This window comes from Clostridium sp. CM036 (assembly GCF_055081135.1).
The window spans coordinates 2,366,180-2,389,127 of the sequence record NZ_CM143652.1; the positions used below are offsets into that span (position 1 = coordinate 2,366,180).

The 22,948-nt window shown below is 32.2% G+C and carries 18 protein-coding genes; 10 read left to right on the forward strand and 8 right to left on the reverse strand.

All coding sequences use genetic code 11. From position 1 onward, the window contains the following. The first annotated feature begins 279 nt into the window (after window positions 1-279). From ACWJKE_RS11145 to ACWJKE_RS11170, 6 genes are all read left to right on the forward strand, one after another. The gene (locus ACWJKE_RS11145) at window positions 280-1,002 is read left to right on the forward strand and encodes a MurR/RpiR family transcriptional regulator (protein ID WP_165413641.1); all 723 of its coding nucleotides are present in this window, start codon (window positions 280-282) and stop codon (window positions 1,000-1,002) included. Window positions 1,003-1,157: 155 nt separating this feature from the next. Further along, the gene (locus tag ACWJKE_RS11150; RefSeq protein ID WP_462958829.1) at window positions 1,158-3,722 is read left to right on the forward strand and encodes a glycoside hydrolase family 38 N-terminal domain-containing protein; all 2,565 of its coding nucleotides are present in this window, start codon (window positions 1,158-1,160) and stop codon (window positions 3,720-3,722) included. Between the two features lie 68 nt (window positions 3,723-3,790). Beyond that, window positions 3,791-5,413, forward strand: coding sequence for a PTS transporter subunit EIIC (locus ACWJKE_RS11155; protein ID WP_216302333.1), 1,623 nt, complete (start codon window positions 3,791-3,793; stop codon window positions 5,411-5,413). A 20-nt stretch (window positions 5,414-5,433) separates the two neighbouring features. Further along, on the forward strand, window positions 5,434-6,756 hold the full coding sequence (locus ACWJKE_RS11160) for a 6-phospho-alpha-glucosidase (protein WP_462958830.1): 1,323 nt from the start codon (window positions 5,434-5,436) through the stop codon (window positions 6,754-6,756). A 43-nt stretch (window positions 6,757-6,799) separates the two neighbouring features. Beyond that, a complete protein-coding gene (locus ACWJKE_RS11165) occupies window positions 6,800-7,954 on the forward strand; it encodes a glycerate kinase (protein ID WP_216302335.1) in 1,155 nt (384 codons plus the stop codon). Window positions 7,955-8,491: 537 nt separating this feature from the next. Next, window positions 8,492-8,956, forward strand: coding sequence for a class I SAM-dependent methyltransferase (locus ACWJKE_RS11170; protein ID WP_220320384.1), 465 nt, complete (start codon window positions 8,492-8,494; stop codon window positions 8,954-8,956). Between the two features lie 295 nt (window positions 8,957-9,251). Here the strand turns inward: ACWJKE_RS11170 and ACWJKE_RS11175 are convergent, their stop codons facing one another. From ACWJKE_RS11175 to ACWJKE_RS11190, 4 genes are all read right to left on the reverse strand, one after another. Next, window positions 9,252-10,082, reverse strand: coding sequence for a TPM domain-containing protein (locus ACWJKE_RS11175; protein ID WP_462959362.1), 831 nt, complete (start codon window positions 10,080-10,082; stop codon window positions 9,252-9,254). 43 nt (window positions 10,083-10,125) lie between these two features. After that, window positions 10,126-10,695: a LemA family protein gene (locus tag ACWJKE_RS11180; protein WP_216304635.1), complete on the reverse strand. Its 570-nt coding sequence runs from the start codon at window positions 10,693-10,695 to the stop codon at window positions 10,126-10,128. 378 nt (window positions 10,696-11,073) lie between these two features. Continuing rightward, entirely contained in the window at window positions 11,074-11,955 is an 882-nt protein-coding gene (locus tag ACWJKE_RS11185; RefSeq protein WP_462959350.1) for an IS3 family transposase, read from the reverse strand. Beyond that, window positions 11,910-12,446, reverse strand: coding sequence for a transposase (locus ACWJKE_RS11190; protein ID WP_462958831.1), 537 nt, complete (start codon window positions 12,444-12,446; stop codon window positions 11,910-11,912). The genes ACWJKE_RS11185 and ACWJKE_RS11190 overlap by 46 nt, the downstream gene beginning before the upstream one ends. A 114-nt stretch (window positions 12,447-12,560) precedes the next feature. Here ACWJKE_RS11190 and ACWJKE_RS11195 point away from each other — a divergent pair, with 114 nt between their 5' ends. Beyond that, window positions 12,561-13,244 (forward strand): helix-turn-helix domain-containing protein, encoded by a 684-nt coding sequence (locus ACWJKE_RS11195; RefSeq protein WP_258280590.1) that lies wholly within the window; start codon window positions 12,561-12,563, stop codon window positions 13,242-13,244. 74 nt (window positions 13,245-13,318) lie between these two features. Next, entirely contained in the window at window positions 13,319-14,137 is an 819-nt protein-coding gene (locus ACWJKE_RS11200) for an IS3 family transposase (RefSeq protein WP_253198320.1), read from the forward strand. A 137-nt stretch (window positions 14,138-14,274) separates the two neighbouring features. On the opposite strand, the gene ACWJKE_RS11205 is transcribed toward ACWJKE_RS11200, so the two are convergent. Continuing rightward, on the reverse strand, window positions 14,275-15,291 hold the full coding sequence (locus tag ACWJKE_RS11205) for a MarR family transcriptional regulator (protein WP_216304580.1): 1,017 nt from the start codon (window positions 15,289-15,291) through the stop codon (window positions 14,275-14,277). 409 nt (window positions 15,292-15,700) lie between these two features. On the opposite strand from ACWJKE_RS11205, the gene ACWJKE_RS11210 reads away from it, so the two are divergent. Continuing rightward, window positions 15,701-17,374 carry a SulP family inorganic anion transporter gene (locus tag ACWJKE_RS11210; protein ID WP_216304581.1) on the forward strand — a complete coding sequence of 558 codons (1,674 nt, stop codon included), beginning with the start codon at window positions 15,701-15,703 and terminating at the stop codon, window positions 17,372-17,374. Window positions 17,375-17,632: 258 nt separating this feature from the next. Continuing rightward, a complete protein-coding gene (locus ACWJKE_RS11215) occupies window positions 17,633-19,633 on the forward strand; it encodes a fructose-1,6-bisphosphatase (protein WP_216304582.1) in 2,001 nt (666 codons plus the stop codon). A 137-nt stretch (window positions 19,634-19,770) separates the two neighbouring features. Here ACWJKE_RS11215 and ACWJKE_RS11220 read toward each other — a convergent pair whose 3' ends face one another. The 3 genes from ACWJKE_RS11220 to pepT all read right to left on the reverse strand — a co-directional run bounded on the left by ACWJKE_RS11220 (window position 19,771) and on the right by pepT (window position 22,929). Then, complete coding sequence (locus tag ACWJKE_RS11220) at window positions 19,771-19,962, reverse strand: hypothetical protein (protein ID WP_165413630.1); 192 nt, start codon at window positions 19,960-19,962, stop codon at window positions 19,771-19,773. A gap of 172 nt (window positions 19,963-20,134) precedes the next feature. Then, a complete protein-coding gene (locus tag ACWJKE_RS11225) occupies window positions 20,135-21,421 on the reverse strand; it encodes a S1C family serine protease (RefSeq protein ID WP_216304583.1) in 1,287 nt (428 codons plus the stop codon). A 281-nt stretch (window positions 21,422-21,702) separates the two neighbouring features. Continuing rightward, window positions 21,703-22,929 carry a peptidase T gene (pepT, locus tag ACWJKE_RS11230; protein ID WP_216303948.1) on the reverse strand — a complete coding sequence of 409 codons (1,227 nt, stop codon included), beginning with the start codon at window positions 22,927-22,929 and terminating at the stop codon, window positions 21,703-21,705. Between the last annotated feature and the right edge of the window lie 19 nt (window positions 22,930-22,948).

The window sequence follows — 22,948 nt, forward strand, 5'->3', positions numbered from 1 at the left end:
AATGTCACAAAAGTAGACCTTTTTTGTTGGCATTATTTGATGTCACAAAACTATGAATTTTATATTTTGCGACAGTATTTAAAGATAATTATCAAATTTTTACATGTGCGATGTTTGAGTATAGTATGATATACTTTTATTGGGTTTCCTTTTGGTATAACATGTGAGCAGGCTTTTGAAAATGGGTTAGTTGAAAATAATGAAATAAGTGATGAGGAGCTTCCATTTTAATAAGAAAGAACACGAACCAGGTGGGTGGAAGATTAGAGGAGGAGAGCTTTGCAGTATAAAGTGATTCATAAATTGAAAGAGCGTAGGTTTATTAATAAAATTTCTAAAAGTGAAGAGGCAGTATTTGACTATTTAGAAAAGCATTTTAATTCTATCCCTCGGTTGTCAGTTATAGAACTAAGTGAGAAAAGTTTTACATCGCAAGCAACCATTAATCGTGCATGCAAAACTTTAGGGTTTAATGGTTATAGTGAACTGAAGTATGCAATTAAAGAAGATCTATCATTTATCGAAACTCACAGTCAAGAGCGTATTAATAAAACAGAATTTTTTCTAGAAAAAATAAATTTCGAAAGTGCAAAAGATATTATTAAATATTTCAAAGGGAGTTATGTGAAATTATTGATTTATGGTCTTGGAGGATCAGAAATTTCAGCTAAATATTTTCAAAGACAGCTATTATACCTCGGAATTCCTACAGTATTTGTTAGCGAAATAAAAATGCTTGATCAATTTAAGGATTATGTAATTGTTATTTTTTCAAGCTCTGGGGAAACTCTTAGGATAAATCAAATAGCAAGGAAAGCTAAGAGTTACAATATGCAGCTGGTATCAATTACTAAAAAAGATAGTAGCCTTGCTCAAATTAGTGATGGTGTTTTTTACCATGAAGTTAATATGGATAAACTAGATGGTATTTCTAGGGAACAACAAATTCATATGATTATTATGGTAAATGAGCTTATTGATCAAATAGCCAAGGTATTATAAAAAAATGAATTGTAGTCTTTTCACATAGTAGAACCACTACTATGTTTTTTTTTGCACAATTTTATGTATAATTATCCGTAAACTTGGAGATAACAAGGTAATAAAACGTCGTATAATGAAAATGTAAAGAATTACATCGCAGTAGGAGGGTCACAATGAAAAGAGATATAAAGATACTTATGCATACGCATTGGGATCGTGAATGGTATTTTACAAAAGATGAAACACAGGTGCTGCTCAGAAACCATTTCCAGGAAGTAATTCAGTTTTTAGAGGAACATGAAGATATTATATATATATTAGACGGTCAAAGTGTCATGATAGATGATTTTTTGGAGGTGGCACCAGAATGGGAGGATCGGTTAAGGGCGGTAGTACAGTCAAATCAGCTTCGCACTGGACCATGGTACACCCAAACAGACTTACTGATTGTCCATGGAGAATCAATAATTCGTAATTTATATTATGGGATTAAAACCGCACTTAAATATGGAGACGCGATGAAAGTTGGGTATGCGCCAGACACTTTTGGGCATTCCAGTCAGATGCCACAGATTTACAAACAGTTTGGTATTGAAAGTACAGTCTTTTGGCGAGGGTTCAGTGAATTAATGGCCCCAAAATCAGACTTTATTTGGGAAGGAATTGATGGAAGTAGAATTTATGGAATTAATCTTGCCACTGGTTATCAAGGAGCCAAATATTTAGAGTCTGATTATGATGCTTTGAAGCAGCGTACGGGGAAAATTCTAGAGGTACTAGATAACTACAGTGCAGGTAATGCCAGGCTTGTTATGAACGGTCACGATCAGATGCCTATCCAAAAAGATATACATCTTATTATAAAACACTTAAAAAAAATATATCCCGACGATAATATAAGCGTTAGTGATTTTGAGAGTTACGTAGATTCTTTAAGGGATTGTAAGCTTGAAGTTGTAGAAGGAGAGCTTATCCATAGCAAGCATGCACGAATTCATCGAACCATCAATTCTACAAGAATGGATATTAAGCTACTTAATACTGAAATTGAATATAAAATGTACAATATTTTAGAACCTTTAGCAGTTTTAGCATCGCATTTAAAATTAGACTACCCTCATGCACTATTCGCTAAATGTTATAAACAGATGTTTGGCGCTCATGCTCATGATAGTATAGGCGGTTGTAATTCAGATTATGTAAATCAAGATATTAAGAAAAGATTACTAAATGTGAAAGAGGCCGTGGATACACAAACTGAGTTGTATATGAGGTTAATTTCTTTAGGAAATAAGAATCAAGATGAAAAAACTATTACAATTTACAACTTTTTACCGCATTTAAGAAAAGATCAATTTGTAGAAATTGAATTGATTACCCGTTCAAGTAATTTCGAGATCCTAGATGAAGAAAGTAATCATATTGAATATGTGTTATTAGAACAAGAATTGGTTGATGCGGGACTTATTGATCGTCAAGTGGCTGCTCGCTTATTGGATATAAAAGTCTATAAAAGTAAAGTAAAAGCAAAAATAAATGAAATAGATGGGCTTAGTATTCGCTATTTAAGTTATAAAGACCTTGAGGGGAATAAGCAGGTAAATATAAACAATGATGAGTCCATTGAAAATGAATTTTATGAACTGCTAGTTCAGGAAAATACAATATCATTGAAAAATAAATCTACCGGTGAAGTTGTACAAAATGTAATTTCCATTGAGAATAGTGGTGATGCAGGTGATAGTTATGATTATTCACCGCCACACAAAGATATACTTATAAATCATCAAAATGTTAACATTACAAATATTACCACCATCAAAGATAGTAATTTAGAAGTACTAAAATGTAAGCTTAATTATATTGTACCAAATGACCTTAATGAAAGAGCAGAAGGCAAGCTTAGCACAGAGGTATGTTTTGAAGTTAACATAACCTTATATAAGGGAGATGCAAAAGGTTATGTGCAAATAAGGCATACCAATATGGCCATGGATGCCAGATATCGATTGGTATTTAATACAGAGATTGTTTCCGATACAGTCCAGGTAGATTCTCATTTATCTGTTGTTAAAAAGCCTGTGTATAACCATAAAGAACTTTCAGTTTGGAAAGAAGAAAAATGGGTGGAAAAACCTGTCTCTATTGAAACTTTTCAATCCTATATTTCTTTAGAAAATGAAGATAAGCAAGGAACTATTTTTGCTTATGGATTAAAAGAATATGAGGTTTACGATAAAAACATTTATATTACACTCTTTAGATGCTTTTCCCACCTTGGAAAACGTGAACTTATAAATCGGCCAGGAAGACCTTCAGGCATTGAAATTGAAACACCTGATAATCAACTCCAAAATCAGAAATTTACATTTAACTTAGCATTTACTTTCCATAAGCCAAAGGTTAATAAAGCCTTTGAAGGAAAAGAATTTTTAACTCCTATTACGGGGTATCAATTAAAGGAATTTAATCGTTTTAATGTTAATATACCTAGGTTTACAACCAATATTAATACAAGTTTAAATTTGGATTTAAATGGATGCGTTGTATCTGCATTAAAACTTACAGAACAAACAAATGATCTTTTTATACGGATGTTTAACCCTAAGGATGAGAATGTTTCACTTGTTTTCACAGAAGAAACTTACTTAGCAACTCCAACCGAAAACAAATTAGAGAAAATAACAGCCTACACTATTAAACCACAAGAAATTTTAAACATTATAATTAAAAAATAGAATTCTTTTAGTTATAACTAATTAATAACATAAATTTAAAATTAACCTAAATATTAGGGGGCTATTAAATGTCAAATTTTAAGAAGAATTTTCAAAGCTTTGGGAAGTCATTATTATTTCCAATTTCTTTATTGTCCTTTATGGCAATATTTTTGGGGCTGGCTGCAGCGCTTCAGAATCCAAACATTATCAAAGCGATACCTTTTTTAGGAAATGAGCCATTACAAATCTTTTTAGGACTTATCCGTAAAGTATCCGGACTGCCATTTGCACAACTTCCTTTATTGTTTGCTATGGCAATCCCACTTGGAATGGTAAAACGTGATAAAGAAGTTGCAGTGTTTTCTGCAGTTGTTGGCTATATTGCAATGCTTGTTGGTATAAGTTATATTTTAAGCGTGCAAGGACTTACACCATTAACAACAACTGTTGAATATTTAACGGCAAATAAATCAATGAGTCAAGTGGATGCAATCTTGAAGAATTCATTATTTACAAATATGCTTGGAATATTTGTCTATAACATGAATGTGATTGGCGGTATTATAGCAGGTCTTATGGGAGTTCTAATCCATAATAAATTCAGAAAAACGGAATTACATCCAGCCTTATCATTTTATAGTGGTAAGCGATTTGTTCCAATTATCTCAGCACTTATCATGGTAATTGTGGGTATGATACTAGCATTTGTTTGGCCAGCGATTAATGCAGCAATTATTTCCACAGGAAAACTTATCAGTGAAGCAGGACTATTTGGAGTTTTCCTTTATGGGTTTACAGAAAAGATCATCAATCCTACAGGATTACATCATATTTTAAACCAAACATTCCGTTTTACGGCATTAGGTGGGATAGAGACTATCGATGGGAATAATTTAGTTGGTGCAATGCAGATTTATCTTTATCAACTAGATAACAATTTACAGTTTTCAACAAATGCAACACAGTATTTAGCACAAGGTAAAATCTTACACATGGCATTTGGAATGCCAGCTGTAGTATATGCTATTTACCGTAAAGCTCTTCCAGAGAAACGAGACAAAGTGATTAAATTCTTTTTAGCTGGTTTAACTGCGGCTATTCTAACAGGAATTACAGAACCGATTGAATTTACATTCATATTTATTTCTCCTCTCTTATGGATTGTGAATTCTGTTTTTGCAGGTCTTTCATTTTTAGTACCTGCTATGTTTCATGCTGCTATTGGAAATATTCAAGGTGGAATTATTGACTGGTTTGTTTTCGGAGTATTACAAGGTGCACAAACGAAATGGGTTATTTACTTGTTTTTAGGCCCGATTTTCTTTGCAATGTATTATTTCTCATTTAGCTTTATTATTTCTAAATTCAACGTAATGACAATTGGAAGAAGTAAATCTGACTTTGAAGATTCTGAAGAAGAAACGGGAACTGGAGAAGCTTTAACTGGTGATGATAAAATTTCAGCACGTAATATCGTTGAAGGCCTAGGCGGTCTTGACAATATTGTGGATGTAGATAACTGCATTTCACGTTTGCGTGTTGAGTTAAAAGATGGTTCAAAAATAAATAAGGATTTAATAAAAAAGACAAAACCAAATGGTATAATTATTCCTGATCCAAATACAATTCATATTGTTTATGGGGGAAGAGTTACAAAAATACGAAACATGGTAGATGATTATATTTACAATTTAAAATCAGTAAAATAATATAAATAGGAGTGATTCAATTGAAAAAGTTTAACGTAACGCTAGTTGGGGGAGGAAGTACATGGACTCCAGGACTATTACAAAGCCTATGTAAAATGAAAGAAACATTCCCAATGAATAGGTTAGTCCTGTTTGACATTGATGCGCAAAGACAATCAATTATTGGTGAATTTGCAAAGGTGTTATTTTCAGAAAACTATCCAGAATTAGAATTTTATTATACAACAGATGTAGAAGAGGCTTATAAATACGTGGATTTTGTGTTTATGCAGATGAGAACTGGCGGATTTAAAATGCGTGAAAAAGATGAAAAAATACCATTAAGTATGGGGCTTGTAGGACAAGAAACTTGTGGTGCGGGTGGATTTGCTTATGGATTACGTTCTATAGGTGATATGATAAACACTATTAATGATATCCGTAAATACTCAAAAGATGCATGGATTTTAAACTATACAAATCCAGCAGCTATAGTGGCAGAGGCAGTTAGAAGAGTATTTCCGGATGATAAAAAAATATTGAACATGTGTGATCAACCTGTAAATTTATTAAGATCTTACGGTAAAATTTTAGGAATGGATTCTAGTGAGTTTGAACCAGTTTACTTTGGATTAAATCATTTTGGTTGGTTTACACATTTATTTGATAAAGATGGAACAGACTTAGCTCCAAAGTTAAGAGAATTAATATGTGAAAATGGGTTTAAGCCTGTTGATGCAGAGCAACGCGACAAATCTTGGCTTGCAACTTATGAGAATGTTTCAAAGATGCTTAAAGACTTCCCAGAGTATCTTCCAAATACCTACTTACAATATTATTTATATCCAAGCGAAAAAGTAGCACACTCAGATCCAAATTATACTCGTGCTAATGAAGTAATGGATGGTAGAGAAAGAAAAGTGTTTGAAGAATGCATACGAGTTACACAAGTGGGTACTTCAAGAGGTTCGGTACTTGTACACAATGATGCACATAGTGAATTCATGATAGAAGTTGCCCAGTCTATTGCTTATAATAAACAACGTATATATATAGTAATAACTGAAAATAATGGTGTGATTTCAAATATTCAAGATGATGCAATGGTAGAAGTAGCAGCTGTAATGACATCTAATGGACCAAGACCCCTCGCTGTAGGAAATATATCTACTTTCTATAAAGGATTAATGGAGGGTCAATTAGCTTATGAAAAGCTAACTGTCGATGCATATATGGAAGGTTCATACCAAAAAGCTTTGCAAGCTCTAACTTTAAATAGAACAGTAGTATCTGCTGAAAAAGCACGTAAAGTACTTGATGCGTTAATTTTAGCAAATAAAGGATATTGGCCAGAACTTAAATAAACTTTTCAATTGATTTATAAGCGATTTATAAAGAGGGGATATAATGAAAAAACTTAAATTTGTGATTGCACCTGATTCTTTTAAGGAAAGTGTAAGTGGATTTGAAGCATCCCATGCTATGAAAAGTGGCATAAAGAGTATCTTTAAAGATGCAGAATTTGATATTATTCCTATGGCGGATGGTGGGGAAGGGACCTCTGAGGTTATAGTAAATGCTCAAAAAGGAGAATTTAGAAACGTAATAGTTACAGGTCCTTTAGGTGAAAAGACAGAGGCTAGATATGGATGGTTAGTAGAAGAAAAAAAGGCAGTAATTGAAGTGGCAGAAGCTTGTGGGCTGTATTTAGTGGAACACTCTAAACGAAATCCAATGTTTACAACAACTTTTGGAGTTGGAGAAATGATTCTTGATGCTTTGAATAAAGGAGCAGATCACTTAATAATTGGACTTGGAGGATCTTCTACAAACGATGGAGGTCTAGGGATGTTACAAGCATTAGGAGTGATAGCTCTAGATACGGAGGGTAATGAATTAGGACTTGGTGGAAAAGAGTTAATTAAAATTCATAAATTAGATATTTCTAAGATGGATACTAGACTAAAAAAAATAAGTATAGAAGTAGCCTGTGATGTCCAAAATCCTTTTGTTGGGGAAAATGGGGCAACTAAAGTTTTTGGACCTCAAAAGGGTGCCAAAGGCGAAATTGCAGATGAACTCGAACTTGGAATGATTAATTTTGCCAAGGCATTAGTAGAAACCTTTGACTTTGATATTTCTAATATACCAAAGACCGGTGCTGCAGGCGGATTAGGTGGGGCTTTCCTTTTATTAAATGGTAGTTTATTAAGAGGTGTAGATTTAGTTATAAAGCACACTAAATTTGAGGAGAGAATTAAAGATGCAGATTTTATTATAACTGGTGAAGGAAGTATAGATGGCCAAACAAAGTATGGAAAAACCATAGCTGGAGTTGCACACATTGCTAAAAAGTATAATATACCAACCATTGTGCTCGCTGGCAAAGTTGGAGATGATATAGACGAATTATACTCAATGGGAGTAACTTCAGTTTTTGGTATAGTAGATAAGCCTAAAAACTTAGAGGAAGCGCTGAAAGATGGATATAATAGCATTAAAAAAGCATCTGAAAATATTGCTAGATTGATAAAAGTATTGTATTTTAACGGAAAAGAGTAAATTATAGCAGAACCAACAGTTGTTGTGGGGAAAATTTCGAGTGTAATAGAATGGGGAAGTCTTGATGAAGAAATAATTGAACCGGTAATTTGATGGAAAACTTTTACATTAAATTACCGGTTTTACGCGTATCTCGGTTCCCCTTATTAATATTTCGACAATAAAAGTATGTAGGAAGTGCACCTTCTAATAAAGAATTATCTTAGTTACTTAAGATAATTCTTTATATTCTATTTAAGTAAAAATTAAATTAACGTATTAGCACTCGTCTGCCACCGCTGTTAGCGGTTTAGTTCAATTTTTATTTCACGTCATTTGTCTCTTTTCATGGTTATTTATTAATTTTGTTTTTTATATACTCTTTCATAGATGCGATGGCTTTTGTTATTCTACTGAATTCTAAAAGCCATCGTTATAAATGTTACTATTTTGTAAACTTTTATATTTTCATCCTATATTATACCACAAAATAAGGAAAATTTCAAGTCTTGTACTGTTGATAATGAAATGGTATTAATTATTAGAGGTGATAATTTTATGGATCAAAAAAGCATGACCGCATTGATAAGCGCATTTTCAAGGGCATATCATTCAGTACAAAATACAGAAAAAGTATTTGATGATTACTTGGCAAAAGACATTTTAACTGAGAATGAATACGAACAAATTTCAAGTAACATGTCAAAAGGAATCAATTTTTTCAATCCATTATTTGACGGTACACAGAAAGAAGCATTACATTGGATTGTAGATAATCAATTATCTCCAACTCCACTTGGTAGATCAGCATTTGCGGAGAAAGCACTTGAAAATGCTGTGAGAGTTGGCGCAAAACAATATGTAATTTTCGCTGCCGGTTATGATACATTTGCATATCGTCAGCCTGATTGGGCATCAAACATTCAAATTTTTGAACTTGACCATCCGGCCACTGGTTCTGACAAACAAAATCGTATTCAATCAGTATTATCAGAAAAACCTACCAATCTGCACAGTACATGAATACTTGATACACCTTTAGTAATTACAGGAGTAACAAACTGGACTACACTATAAATAATATGCTCATTAACTTCTAATCTTATATAGCAGATAAGGTAAAATTAAAGCATAGGAATTCGTTTGCTTATTCTCCTTTATGGATGCAGAGGTTGCGAATAGCACTTTAGAACCTGATAATTACCCCTTCGATACCAATACCACTCATAAGCTTTCATAGTGATTATTTGTAAATATTAAAAAGCAGAAAACACATTGTTTTCTGCTTTTTAATATTTAATTCCACCAAATTATTTTATTACCAACCTCCAGAAGATCCTCCTCCACTTGATGAACCTCCTCCAAAGCCTCCAGAGCCACCTCCGGAACCTCCGAAGCCACCACCATTTCCGCCACCACGTCTACCGATTGAACTCCAAAATAGCAATGTAATAATAAATCTGGTTATTCTTCCTCTATTAAGAACAAAGTCAAGAAAAACTAATACGATAAATCCTATTGCTAGAATTCCACTTCCCTTTTTAGAGACGTTTGAACTTTCAACATATTGTGGAACATTAACATTCTTATCTAGTTTTACATTATATTCTTTAGCTATATTATCTGCTAAAGCTGAATATGCTGCCCTAAGACCCTCTCCATATTGATTTTGCTTAAATCTTGGCACTGCAAAATCATTCATAACCCTTGAGGAGTATATATCCGTAACAGCCCCTTCTAGACCTGTACCTACCTCAACTCTCCACTTTTTTTCTTTCATTGATAATAAAATTAATAGCCCATTATTTTTACCCTTTTGTCCAATACCAAAACTTCTAAAAATCCCAGTAGTATACGCTTCTATAGGCTCTCCTTGCAGCGAATCTATAACCACAACAGTAGCCTGTGCACCTGTTTTGGCTTCTAATTCCTTACCTACTGACAAAATATATTCTGTAGATTTACTATTTATCACTCCAGCGTAATCATTAACATATTTTAATTCTGTAGCTTTAGGATATTTGGTCTCTGCATTCACTATATTTATAACTGTTACTTGACTCAGTAAAAATACGCTTATCATAACTGCAAAAATAACTTTTGTGCTGATTTTTGCTTTCGTAATCATGCTTGATGAAAAATTATGAATGTTCCTAATTAATTTCATTAAATAAGTCTTCATATTCTATCTCCTACTTAGTAAAGTCAACTTTTGGTACTACTTTAGCTGATTCACTAGCCTTATAATATGCCTTTTCATCAAATCTAAAAATCCCTGCAATAATGTTCGTCGGGAATTTTTTAATTGTGCTGTTGTAACTTGAAACATTTGTGTTATAATCCTGCCTCGCTGTTCCTATTCTATTTTCTGTACCTTCAAGAGCTACCGTTAAGTCCCTAAAATTCTGACTAGATTTTAAATCCGGATAATTCTCTACAACTACTAATAGCCTTGAAACCGCACTTCCAAGTTCGCTATCCGCTTGCGCTTTATCTGGCACCGTTTTTGCTCCTGCAAGTTTAGCCCTGGCATCTGCTATTTTTATAAATATATCTTTTTCCTGAGATGCATAGCCTTTCACCGTTTCTACCAAATTAGGAATTAAATCAGACCTTCTTTGCAATTGTGTATCTATGTTTCCTTCTGTAACTTTTACCTTTTGTTCTAAACTTACAATCTTATTGTAACCTCCAATAATAGGCATTGTTATTACTAGAAATATTGCTGCAACAATTGCAATCGTTCTTAATGTTTTATTCATTTCTATACCACCTTTTTGTTTTATAGAATATATAATAGTTATTAACTATTTCATGTATCTAATTATAATAGATATAAATATTAAAGCAAATTTATCCTTATATAATAATTTATGAATTCATTAAGCTTACTATACTAATTTGCTATTTATTCTTTAAAATTATGTATTATTTCAAAAATATATTATTTAAATTTATCCTTTGGTTAACAACCTTTTATTAAATTTTAAATAATTGTAAAATCTGATTGGAATATAAAATAAAGGAACCCATTATGATATGCTCCCCTTATGGTGAATTGAACCCTAAAAGTTGAACAAAATATTTGAACAAAATATTTCATGTATGGGACTAGTAGTTTAATGTAACTGCTGGTCCTTTTACGCTACTGATTTTCTATAATTAACTGGACTTAACCAATTCAAACTTTGTTTGATTCGATCATTGTTATAGTATTTGATATAATCGATTAATTCCATCTTTATTTCTTCCATTGATGTAAATTCCCTTATATACAATAGCTCAGTTTTTAAAATACTAAAAAAGTTTTCTACTACTGCATTATCATGACAGGTTGCTTTACGTGACATACTTTGTTGAATTCCTTTTGCTATTAATTTATTTCGATATGATTTTTGTTGATATTGCCATCCCTGATCCGAATGCAAAATAAGTCTCGTGTTATCGGGTATTTTTCTAAAAGCCTCTTCCAATGTATGATTAATTTGCATCATATTTGCATGGTCATTAAGATCATAACTAATAATTTCACGATTATATAAATCCAGAATTACTGATACGTATGTTTTTTGCCCACAAAATGAAATTTCACTGATATCCGTTACCCATTTCTGATTAGGTTTGTCCGCTTTAAAATTCCTGTTTAATATGTTAGGTGCGATTTTCCCAACATCACCCTTATAAGAGTTATATTTCTTCATTCTTACACAACAAAACAGTCCCAGAGAATTCATTAATTTTAGTACCGTCTTATGATTAATTATATATCCGAGTTTGTGTAACTCCGCTGTAATACGTCTGTAACCATATGTTTTTTTATTTTTATCAAAGAGTTCTATAATCTTTTGCTTTATTTTTTTATACTTATCTAGTCTGTTCATTCGTTTTATATAATAATAGTAAACACTGTGTGGAATTTGTGCTATATCTAAAAGCAGCGTGATTGTGTATTTATGCCTTAATTCATAGATTACTGTTACCTTTTCTTTGGTGTTTGCCTGGATTGAATTAAGGCATTCAATTTTTTTGTGTAATCTAGCTCCGCACGAAGACGCTCGTTTTCATTGTAAAGAGCCTTCTCCGTTTTTGTTTGTAAATCGCTTAGTTTTAAGTTTTTACAAGTGCTGATTATATTCTTTATAGGTTCTCCTTTTTTTCGGCCACGATGATCTATAGCTAAAAATTCTTTGCCATTTTCAATATAGAGTTTTTTCCATCTAAGAACTAAAGATTCATTAAGATTATATTTAGAACATATCTCATGTTTTGAAAGACCACTATTTATTAATTCTTCTGCAACCTTTATTCGAAAGTCACCTGTATATTTATTCCGTTTTCCATTACGAGGTATAAGTGCATCGTCGCCATGTAACTCCTGAATTTTTTCCCATCCTCGTATTGTTTGGGGAGCGACATCATATTTTCTTGCTAGAGCATTGCGTGAGCCATTATTAGCTTTCTTCCATTCATCAAGTATTTCTAAACGCTTTTCAAGTGTGTATTTTACTTTCAAAAAAAATCACCCCTTATATAAACAATTATAATACTTTGTCCAATAAAAGGGGAGCAGTTCATGGTAGACAGTTAAAATAATAAAACTGTTTACTATAAGGAGGGCTATTTTTTTATGGGAAGAAAATCAACTATATCAGACCAACAAAAAATTAAGGCTGTAACATCATATTTAAATGGAAAAGCTAGTATGTTAAGTTTATGCAACAAACTTCAAGTACATAAGAGTTCTTTTCAAAAATGGGTAATACGATATAAATCAGAAGGTGAAGCTGGGTTAAAACATTCTAGCAAAAATACTTCTTATACTGCCAAAATCAAGATTAACATTGTAAAAGAATATCTTGATGGGCATGGCTCACTGAATGATTTATGCATTAAGTATCATATTTCGTCAAATACAGTTTTATGCAATTGGATAAAGAAGTATAATGGTCATGAAAACATAAAATCTTCTGGAACAGGAGGAAAAATAATCATGACCAAAGGACGCAAAACTTCTTATATTGAACGCATTGAAATCATAAAGTACTGTATTGAAAACAATAACAGTTATAATAAAACTGTTGAAAAATATAAGGTATCTTATCCTCAGATTTATACCTGGATGAAGAAGTATAATCAGTTTGGTATTGAAGGGCTTTTGGACCGACGTGGAAAGCCAAAGGCTGAAGAGTTAATGACAGAAGATGAAAAGCTAAAAGCTCAATACAAGCTTTTAGAAGCACAAAATAGAAGATTACGGATGGAGAATGCTCTTCTAAAAAAAATCCAAGAGATAGAAAGAAGGCGATATTAAGCGAAGCTAGATACGAAGATACTTATCTTGCAATCCAAGAATTATCTAACAAAGATAAATTTCCTATAACTGAGTTGTGCATTATAGGCGGCGTTAGCCATTCTGCATATTATAAATGGCTACACAGAGAAAAAAGTAACCGAGTATTGAAAAACGAAGAATTATTAAAGCTTATTTGTGAGTTATATGAGGAAAAAGACGGTATCTTAGGCTATCGCCAGATGACGATTAAAATCCGTAGAGAATATAATAAAAAAGTTAATTATAAACGAATTTATCGTCTGATGCAGATATTAGGATTAAAATCCGTATGCAGAAAAAAAAGATATAATTATATTAAGTCAACTCCTGAAGTTACTGCAGAAAATATTTTGGATAGAAATTTTAAAGCAGAACAAGTCAATAAAAAATGGCTTACAGATGTAACCGAGTTTAAATATGGGAGAAGTGGACAAAAGGCTTATCTAAGTGCAATATTTGATTTAGGTGATAGAAGTATTGTTTCATATGTCATTGGTCATTCTAATAATAACCAATTGGTTTATCAAACCTTTAATCTTGCTGTTAAAGTATACCCTGATGCTAAACCAATATTTCATAGTGACCGAGGTTTCCAGTATACTTCAAAAATATTTAAAGAAAAACTAAAAAAAGCTGGAATGATACAGAGCATGTCGAGGGTTGGGCATTGTATTGATAATGGTCCAATGGAAGGATTTTGGGGAATCTTAAAAACAGAAATGTATTATCTTCATAAATTTGAAGACTATGAAAGCTTAAAGAAATCGATTGAAGACTATATAGAATATTATAATAATAGACGTTATCAAAAACGTTTAAAGTGCATGACACCAATGGAATATCAGCGATATCTATTAGGTAATGCAGCATAAATAAAGCGCCTACCAAATGATAGACGCCTTACATAAAATCTTTAATTATTTCCACTGTCTACTTGACAGGGGGCAGTTCATTATGGCTTCCTTTATTTTACTAAATTATCTAGCATTCTTAAACAGACCCTAAATTTTCACTCTCCCAATGCACTGCTTTCAATAAACGCGAAGGTTTTTTTTATGTATTCTTCTGTTTTGTAATTTCCTAATCTAACATTCATTCTCACTAAAAGAGAATTTAACTTTAAAATTTCCTGCGAACTAATCTCTTTCAATTCTTCAAAGATTAGTAAAGTTTTTTGATTCTTGTTATAATCTTCTATTATTAACACTTCACCTTGCTGAGATATATCTAAGTAATAGGCATTTTTTATTAGAGCTTTTTCTTTATGAATAAAATGCTTACTATTTAAATTCTTTACTATTACATGAACTGTAGAAGGTGACCAAAAGCTAATTTCACTTAATTCACTTGATGTAATACCTGGGAATGCAGCAATTATCCACAATGCCCTAAGCTGAGCATAAGTTACATTAAATTCCTTAAGTGGTTCACTATGATTGCTTTTAATAGTTAATATGAATGTTCTTAAAAGATTATATACACTAATAGTCTTTTTTATAATACTAACTTCATTTGTATCAAAATCTGTTAAATCAATCTTTAAATTCATTTCATTAAGCTTCTCAATATAATCAAAAATAAACTCTTTGTCTTCTTTTATTATAATTCCAGTAAAAATTTCTATAATAAAATCTAATTCCTTATGTGAAAATAATCCTATTAAGTCAAAAAGATAGATCTTTTTTTTCTTATCCTGTTTATTTATATAAATAAACCAATTACCCTTTTCTGTTAATTGAAATTTATATGCCTTTTTATTATTAGCTTCTTCTTTAAATATCAAATTTTTGCTCATCAAAATTTTAATCATATTACTAACAGTAGGCGAAGTCCAGCATCCAATCCTTGCGACGCTACTAAGTGAAATTCCTGGAAACACTTTGATAATCCAAAGAATTCTAAGTTGTGGCAAAGTTATACCTGAAGTTTCTACCATCCTTGCGTAATTAGATTCAATTTTTAAAAAAGCATATCTCGCTAGATTATATAACGAATGTATATTAAACAAATGCTCATTTTGTTCCATAATATGTCCCCTTATATGTTAGTTTAGCATTAATAGGATTTATTATTTCACACGCCTATCTAACATTCAATATTGTATCAAAAATGTTATACCAAATCAATAAAAGGATTTTCTCTTATAACAAAATATATTTTTTTTGTGTAAAATATGATATAATAAATATGTTATACAGTATTTAATATCACGTATACCTAAATACAGTTTTGTTGTTTATAGAATTTTAATATCAAAAACTAATATATTTGGAGTAAAGTAATATTCAAGTATAATAATATTAAAAATAATTATATTTGGAGTAAAGTAGTACTCATATGTATCTATTTTTAATATTCGAATGCTAATTAAAATAATACTCTTTTATAGTTATTTTTAATATTCGAATGCTAATTAAAATAGAGGAGTGAAAATTATGTTCGTCCCAAAACTATTTACCTGTTTAAAAAATTATTCTAAAGAGCAGTTCATCAAAGATTTTGTTGCTGGAATTATTGTTGCTATTATTGCTCTCCCCTTATCTATCGCTCTTGCCATAGCTTCTGGTGCCTCTCCCGAAAAAGGGATTTATACAGCAATCGTCGGCGGATTTGTAATCTCTTTGCTTGGAGGAAGCAGGGTTCAAATTGGTGGTCCTACTGGTGCTTTTGTAGTTATTGTATTTGGTATTGTTGAAAAATATGGCATCGATGGCCTAATTGTATCGACAATACTCGCAGGCATCTTTCTTATAATAATGGGACTTCTTAAATTTGGTGGTATGTTAAAATTTATTCCCTACCCTATTACCACCGGATTTACAAGCGGTATCGCTATTATTATTTTCTCCACTCAGATTAAAGACTTCTTTGGGCTAACCATGCAAACCGTGCCTTCAGACTTTGTTCCTAAATGGATTGCTTACTTTAATAATTTAAACACTTTAAACATGCAAAGTATGATTATTGGTATTCTTTCACTTTTAATAATTATATTTTGGCCTAAAGTAAATAAAAAAATTCCAGGGACGCTTGTCTCGATAGTGATAGCCACTATATTAACCCTTTTATTTAATTTAAATATAGAAACTATCGGAAGCCGGTTTGGTGAGATTTCAAGTTCATTGCCCAGTATTTCTCTTCCTCATACTTCTTTTAGTATGATAAAAGAACTCATGCTTCCAGCTCTAACAATTGCAATTTTAGGTGGTATAGAGTCCTTACTATCTGCAGTAGTCGCTGATGGTATGATTGGTGGTTCACACCGATCTAATATGGAACTTGTAGCTCAAGGGTTTGCTAATATTTGTTCTGGTCTTGTGGGAGGCATTCCTGTAACTGGTGCAATAGCACGAACTGCCGCTAATGTAAAAAACGGTGGCAGAACTCCTGTTGCGGGTATTGTTCATGCTTTAGCACTGCTCGTAATACTTTTATTATTTATGCCATATGTAAAACTTGTACCTATGTCGTCTTTGGCAGCAATATTAATTATAGTGTCGTACAATATGGGAGAATGGGAATCCTTTAAGCAAATATTTAAAGCTCCTAAAAGTGATGCTTTAGTGCTCTTAGTTACCTTTTTTTTGACACTCTTCCTCGATCTAGTAATCGCTATAGGAGTAGGCTTACTTCTTGCATCATTGCTATTTATGAGAAGAATGGCAGATGTTACAGACGTACGATTTGTTCTAGATGAACATAAAGACGAAGACCAAGTAGAGCTTATAGATAGCATAAAGACTCCAGAAAATGTATCTCTATATGAAATTAATGGACCTTTCTTTTTCGGTGCAGCAGATAAATTTGTACATGCTATTAGAGAAATAGGTATTCCTACTAAAATTTTAATTGTAAAAATGCCCAATGTACCTGCTATAGATGCTACGGGATACCACGCTTTAAAAATGCTTCACTCCCTTTGCACAAAACATCACACTCAGTTAATAATATTAAATCTTCAAGAACAGCCTACTAATGTTCTTGAAAAATATGGGTTTATAGATATTCTAGGAAAAGAAAATTTCTGCAGTAATGTTGAAGAAGCTATTGCTAGGGCTAATTTACTACTGAAAACTCCTAAAGTCTCATTAAAACATCAAATTTTATAAAATAGTAAGAGATATCTTACCTATACTAAAAAGTACATTGGCATAAGTCAGTGTACTTTTTATTGTTTAAGCCCTACCTGTTTCAAATACAAGTACTCTCCAAAATCATATTTTTGTAATTAACCTATATTTAAAATAAAAAATATTTTGCTTTAATATTACAATAATCTATATAAATGTATTATACTATTAACTGTAGCCTTTATATTAAATGGGCTACCCCAATAGAATTATTTCCATTATAAAGGAGAGTCAAAAATGATATTTTCTAGTGAGACACCAATTGATGCTATAGAGGAAGATTTGAGATATGTTAAGTTGTTGGCTAGCAAGTATCCCACAATTCCAGATGCTTGTACCGAAATAATAAATCTACAAGCTATCTTAAACCTACCTAAAGGAACTGAGCATTTTCTTACAGATATTCATGGCGAATATGAATCCTTCAACCATGTTCTTAGGAATGCCTCTGGCGTAATCAAAAGAAAGATTAATGATATTTTTGGTAATTCACTGAGAGATAGTGAAAAAAAAGAACTAGCAACCCTTATATATTACCCTGAACAAAAGTTAGACCTAGCGCTTAAAGAAGAGGATGATATAGACGATTGGTACAAAATCACTCTTCATAAACTTATTAAAATTTGTAGAACCATCTCCTCAAAATATACTAGATCTAAAGTCAGGAAAGCACTGCCTGTAGATTTTTCGTACATTATTGAAGAATTACTTCACGAACAACAAAGCACTTTTAATAAACAGGAGTATTACAATGGAATTATTCAAACCATAATTAAAATTGGGAGAGCTAAAGAATTTATAATTGCTATTTCAAACCTAATTCAAAGGCTTACTGTAGATAGGCTTCATATTTTAGGCGATATTTATGATAGAGGACCTGGAGCTCATATAATCTTAGATACCCTTATGCGTTACCACTCTATTGATATACAATGGGGTAACCACGATATACTTTGGATGGGAGCAGCCTCCGGCTCTGAAAGTTGTATTGCTACTGTTCTTCGTATTTCAACGAGGTATGCAAATTTAGATACTATAGAAGAAGGTTACGGCATTAACTTATTGCCCCTGGCAACCTTCGCTCTACATTTTTATAAGGATGACCCATGTAAATCCTTTAAGCCTAAAGTTCTTTCTGAAGATAATTATGGAGAAAAAGACCTTAACCTAATGTCTCAAATGCATAAAGCCATTTCTATAATTCAATTTAAGCTTGAAGGTGCGATAATAAAAAGGCGTCCTAATTATGAAATGCAGGACAGGCTACTTCTTGATGAGATAGACTATGAAAAGGGTATCATTAAAATTGAGGGAAAAGAATATACGCTAAACGATACTAATTTCCCAACTATAGATCCAAGTAACCCTTATAAATTATCTGAAGAGGAAAGGGAACTTATTGACAAACTTAAATCCTCTTTCTCAAATAGTGAAAAGCTCCAAAAGCATATACGTTTCTTATATTCTAAAGGTAGTATGTACTTAAGATATAACTCCAATTTGCTTTATCATGGATGCGTTGCACTGACTGATGATGGTAGTTTTAAGAAAATGAAAATAGATAACATCACTTATAGTGGAAAATCCTATATAGATAGAACTGAACGTGTCGCAAGAGAAGCCTATTTTGGGAAAGCAAATTCAGAATCTAAGCTTTATGCTTTGGACACCATATGGTATTTGTGGTGTGGTTGTAATTCGCCTTTATTTGGAAAGGATAGAATGACTACCTTTGAGCGATATTTTATAAATGACAAAAGCGCTCATACAGAAGTTAAAAATCCATACTATAAATATAGGGATGATGAAACAATATGCAATAATATATTGGCTGAATTTGAGTTAAACCCCCATGATTCACATATTATAAATGGTCATGTTCCTGTAAGAACTATACAAGGAGAGAGTCCTATAAAAGCTAATGGTAAACTTTTAGTTATTGATGGTGGTTTTTCTAAGGCTTACCAACCAGAAACAGGCATCGCAGGCTATACACTTATTTATAATTCCTATGGATTGCTTTTAGCATCCCATGCACCTTTTGAATCTACGCAAAAGGCTATCGATGAAGGTAAGGATATTCTTTCTTCTACTATAGTTCTAGAAAAATCTACGTATCGTATACGTGTAATAGATACGGATGTAGGTCTCGACATTCAGGATCAAATTAAAGATTTAGAGTCGCTTCTTACAGCATACAGAAAAGGACTTATTAAAGAACAACGAGTAAACTTATAAAAAGAGTTTTATAAAACTTAGAATTTAAAGCCACCTGATGCTCAATGAGCCAAGTGGCTTTACCCTTGTTAATTATCACTTTTAGGGCTGCAATATAATATGAGTTATAAGTAACTTAATTTAAATAGCTAATATTTCTACTTTCCGTCATGCACATTTAATAATTCTTGCAATTTTTGAGCTTGCATTGCAGATTGTTCTGCAAATTCCCTAAATGTATTACTTACTGTTTCTTCCGATACTTCTCTTGCAAATGATTGATAATCTCTAGTATTTTCTTGTGCATCTAATAATTTTTTCATAATAGTGTCTCTGGTGTTCATTTCCATTTTCATCACTCCTTCACTGCTATTTTCCCACAAAAGATATTTTTTATGTGTTTTAAATTTAAAAATTTGTTAATAAATAAAAGAAGCAGAGAATCGTATGATTCCCTGCTTCTTTTATTTATCCTATACATTAAATCATCTCCTGTGGAGCCGCGAATTGATGTCGTTAAATTTACTCAGAAAGTGTTAAATTTACTTTTATCGTCTTTCCTTCTCTAACCAATTCTATTTTAATTATGTCACCTGCTTTATGTGTACCTTTAATCTTATTTATTTCTTCCACAGTTTTAATCTTTTTACCATCAAATTTAATAATTGTGTCCTCTACTCGCATTCCAGATTTCTCTGCGGCACTAAACTCTTTAATTTGTGCAATGTATACTCCCACTGGAATATTGTATTCCTTTGAAATATCTTCAGTGATGTCTCTGCAAGAAATTCCTATGTTAAGAACCGGTTTAAGCAAACTCTCAATTTTAGGATTTATTGTATTAATCGGTATTGAAAACCCCAATCCTTCTACTCCTTCTTGACCTATTTTAGCAGTATTTATCCCTATAACTTGTCCCTTAGAATTCACAAGCGGGCCACCACTATTACCTGGATTAATTGCTGCATCCGTTTGAATAAACTTTAAATCTTTATTTTCAATACTTATTTGCCTATTAACTGCACTAACAACTCCTTTAGTAACAGACCCCAGTAATTCTTTCCCTAAAGGGTTACCTATTGCTACCACAGATTCCCCTACCTGAAGCGTATCTGAATCTCCAAATTCAGCCACACCTGGAACATTAGTATTATCAGCTAATTTAATTACAGCTACATCAGCTGTAGCATCATAGTTGATTATTTTTGCAGAAACTTCCTTTCCATCACTAAGCATAACTTTAATATTCTGAGCCCCGCTTACGACATGATAGTTAGTTAAAATATATCCGTCTTTACTAAATATTATTCCAGTTCCAACACCTTCTTGCTGTTGATCTTGCCTCCTAACATCCTTACTTACACTAGATGTATTTGTAGAAATTGCAACTACAGCGGGCCCTACCTTTTTTACAATTTCAGGTGTAGTTAACTCCTCTGTACTATTAGCAGTAGTAAGCTTTACATTTGAATTACTAGACGCCGGTGTATTAGTTGCAGGTGTACCAGTCGTTCTTGTGTCCTTAATCATATTCATTGTTACAACAGCAGAACCTACACCTCCAAGCGCAGAACATACTATACCTACTATTATGTAAGATAATATTCTCTTACCCATCCCACATTTATTTTTTTTCACCTTTTTATTGTTTACTTCCGTATAATTAATATTTTCTAGCTTAAGATTAGTGTTTTCACTTTCTTTTTCGTTATACCCATCATTATCTGCATTTACCGTAAGTTTTTCGTTAACCCCTTCACTATGGATTATGTTTTCGTTCGTTTCATTGTTATTTGTATCGTCGCTCATATTATTTTCCTCCTCATTTACCCCGGTGTATAGATATTAGTCATTAACTATTATTCCCTCAAACATTATAATAAAATTTGATTTATATATACTTTTTTTTATTTTATCTTTAATTACATTCTAAGACCTTTATGTTACAATTTAGTGACAAACTTGTTAACAAACTTTTAATTAATATTATTTGTTTAACGACATTTCATCATCGCTTGAGATGATGAAATAATAAAGAAAACCATTATATAAAAATATAATGGTTTTCTTTATTGTAAAGATTCACCGTATTATTTACCAGCATATAACTCAACTATTTTAAGTATCACTTCAACAGCTTTTTCCATAGCAAATGTTGGAATGAATTCATATTTACCATGGAAATTATGTCCACCTGCGAATATATTGGGCGTTGGAAGTCCCATAAAGGAAAGCCTTGCACCATCCGTACCGCCTCTAATAGGTTGCGTTATAGGATTTATCCCTACTTCTTTCATAGCCAAGAATGCTGTATCTACAATATGTTTAACCGGCTCTATCTTTTCTTTCATATTAAAATATTGGTCCTTAACATCTATTTCAACTGTACCATTACCATATTTTTTATTTAGTTTATATGCTACATCCTTGATAAATACCTTCCTATTTTCAAATCTTTCACTATTAAAATCCCTTATAATATATTGAAGTTTTGATTCCTCAACTTCACCATTAAGACTAATCAAATGATAGAATCCTTCATAACCTTCTGTATTTGAGGGTGTCTCATTTTGTGGCATTGAATTTACAAATTCGTTTGCTATAAGTGTAGAGTGAATCATCTTTCCTTTCGCCGAACCCGGGTGAACATTTCTTCCATGAATACAAATTTTTGCTCCTGCGGCGTTGAAATTTTCATATTCTAGTTCTCCGATAGTTCCTCCATCCATAGTGTATGCAAAATCTGCATCAAATTTTTTCACGTCAAAAATATCTGCACCACGGCCTATTTCTTCGTCTGGTGTAAATCCAATACGAATAGTACCATGTGGGATATGGGGGTTTTCTATTAAGTATTCTACAGCAGACATTATTTCTGAAATTCCTGCTTTATCATCAGCCCCCAGTAACGTAGTTCCATCGGTGGTTATAAGGGTTTTCCCTACGTAATTCTTTAGTTCCGGAAAATCTTTTGGAGACAGTACTATATTATTTTCTTTATTTAATATTATGTCTTCGCCATCATAGTTGTACACAAATTTAGGGTTAACATTTTTTCCTGATATATCTGGAGCGGTATCCATATGTGCTATAAATCCTATAGTTGGTATGTTTTTTTGTACATTTGCGGGGACAGTCGCCATTATATATCCATTATCATCTACACTTGCCTGTTTTAGCCCCATTGCCTTTAATTCCTTAACTAATTCTGTCGCAAGTCTCATTTGGCCAGTTGTGCTTGGAACCGTAGTTGATTCCTCATCAGATTTAGTATCGTAACTAACATACTTTAAAAATTTTTCTACAACTTTTGACATATGCTCATCTCCTTATCAT

Excerpts from the sequence above, each read along its gene's own strand:
- ACWJKE_RS11150 (WP_462958829.1), top strand. The coding sequence starts at position 1,158 with ATGAAAAGAGATATAAAGATACTTATGCATACGCATTGGGATCGTGAA.
- ACWJKE_RS11155 (WP_216302333.1), top strand. The coding sequence starts at position 3,791 with ATGTCAAATTTTAAGAAGAATTTTCAAAGCTTTGGGAAGTCATTATTA.
- ACWJKE_RS11165 (WP_216302335.1), top strand. The coding sequence starts at position 6,800 with ATGAAAAAACTTAAATTTGTGATTGCACCTGATTCTTTTAAGGAAAGT.
- ACWJKE_RS11170 (WP_220320384.1), top strand. The coding sequence starts at position 8,492 with ATGGATCAAAAAAGCATGACCGCATTGATAAGCGCATTTTCAAGGGCA.
- ACWJKE_RS11180 (WP_216304635.1), bottom strand. The coding sequence starts at position 10,695 with ATGAATAAAACATTAAGAACGATTGCAATTGTTGCAGCAATATTTCTA.
- ACWJKE_RS11195 (WP_258280590.1), top strand. The coding sequence starts at position 12,561 with ATGGGAAGAAAATCAACTATATCAGACCAACAAAAAATTAAGGCTGTA.
- ACWJKE_RS11205 (WP_216304580.1), bottom strand. The coding sequence starts at position 15,291 with ATGGAACAAAATGAGCATTTGTTTAATATACATTCGTTATATAATCTA.
- ACWJKE_RS11210 (WP_216304581.1), top strand. The coding sequence starts at position 15,701 with ATGTTCGTCCCAAAACTATTTACCTGTTTAAAAAATTATTCTAAAGAG.
- ACWJKE_RS11215 (WP_216304582.1), top strand. The coding sequence starts at position 17,633 with ATGATATTTTCTAGTGAGACACCAATTGATGCTATAGAGGAAGATTTG.
- ACWJKE_RS11220 (WP_165413630.1), bottom strand. The coding sequence starts at position 19,962 with ATGGAAATGAACACCAGAGACACTATTATGAAAAAATTATTAGATGCA.
- ACWJKE_RS11225 (WP_216304583.1), bottom strand. The coding sequence starts at position 21,421 with ATGAGCGACGATACAAATAACAATGAAACGAACGAAAACATAATCCAT.
- pepT (WP_216303948.1), bottom strand. The coding sequence starts at position 22,929 with ATGTCAAAAGTTGTAGAAAAATTTTTAAAGTATGTTAGTTACGATACT.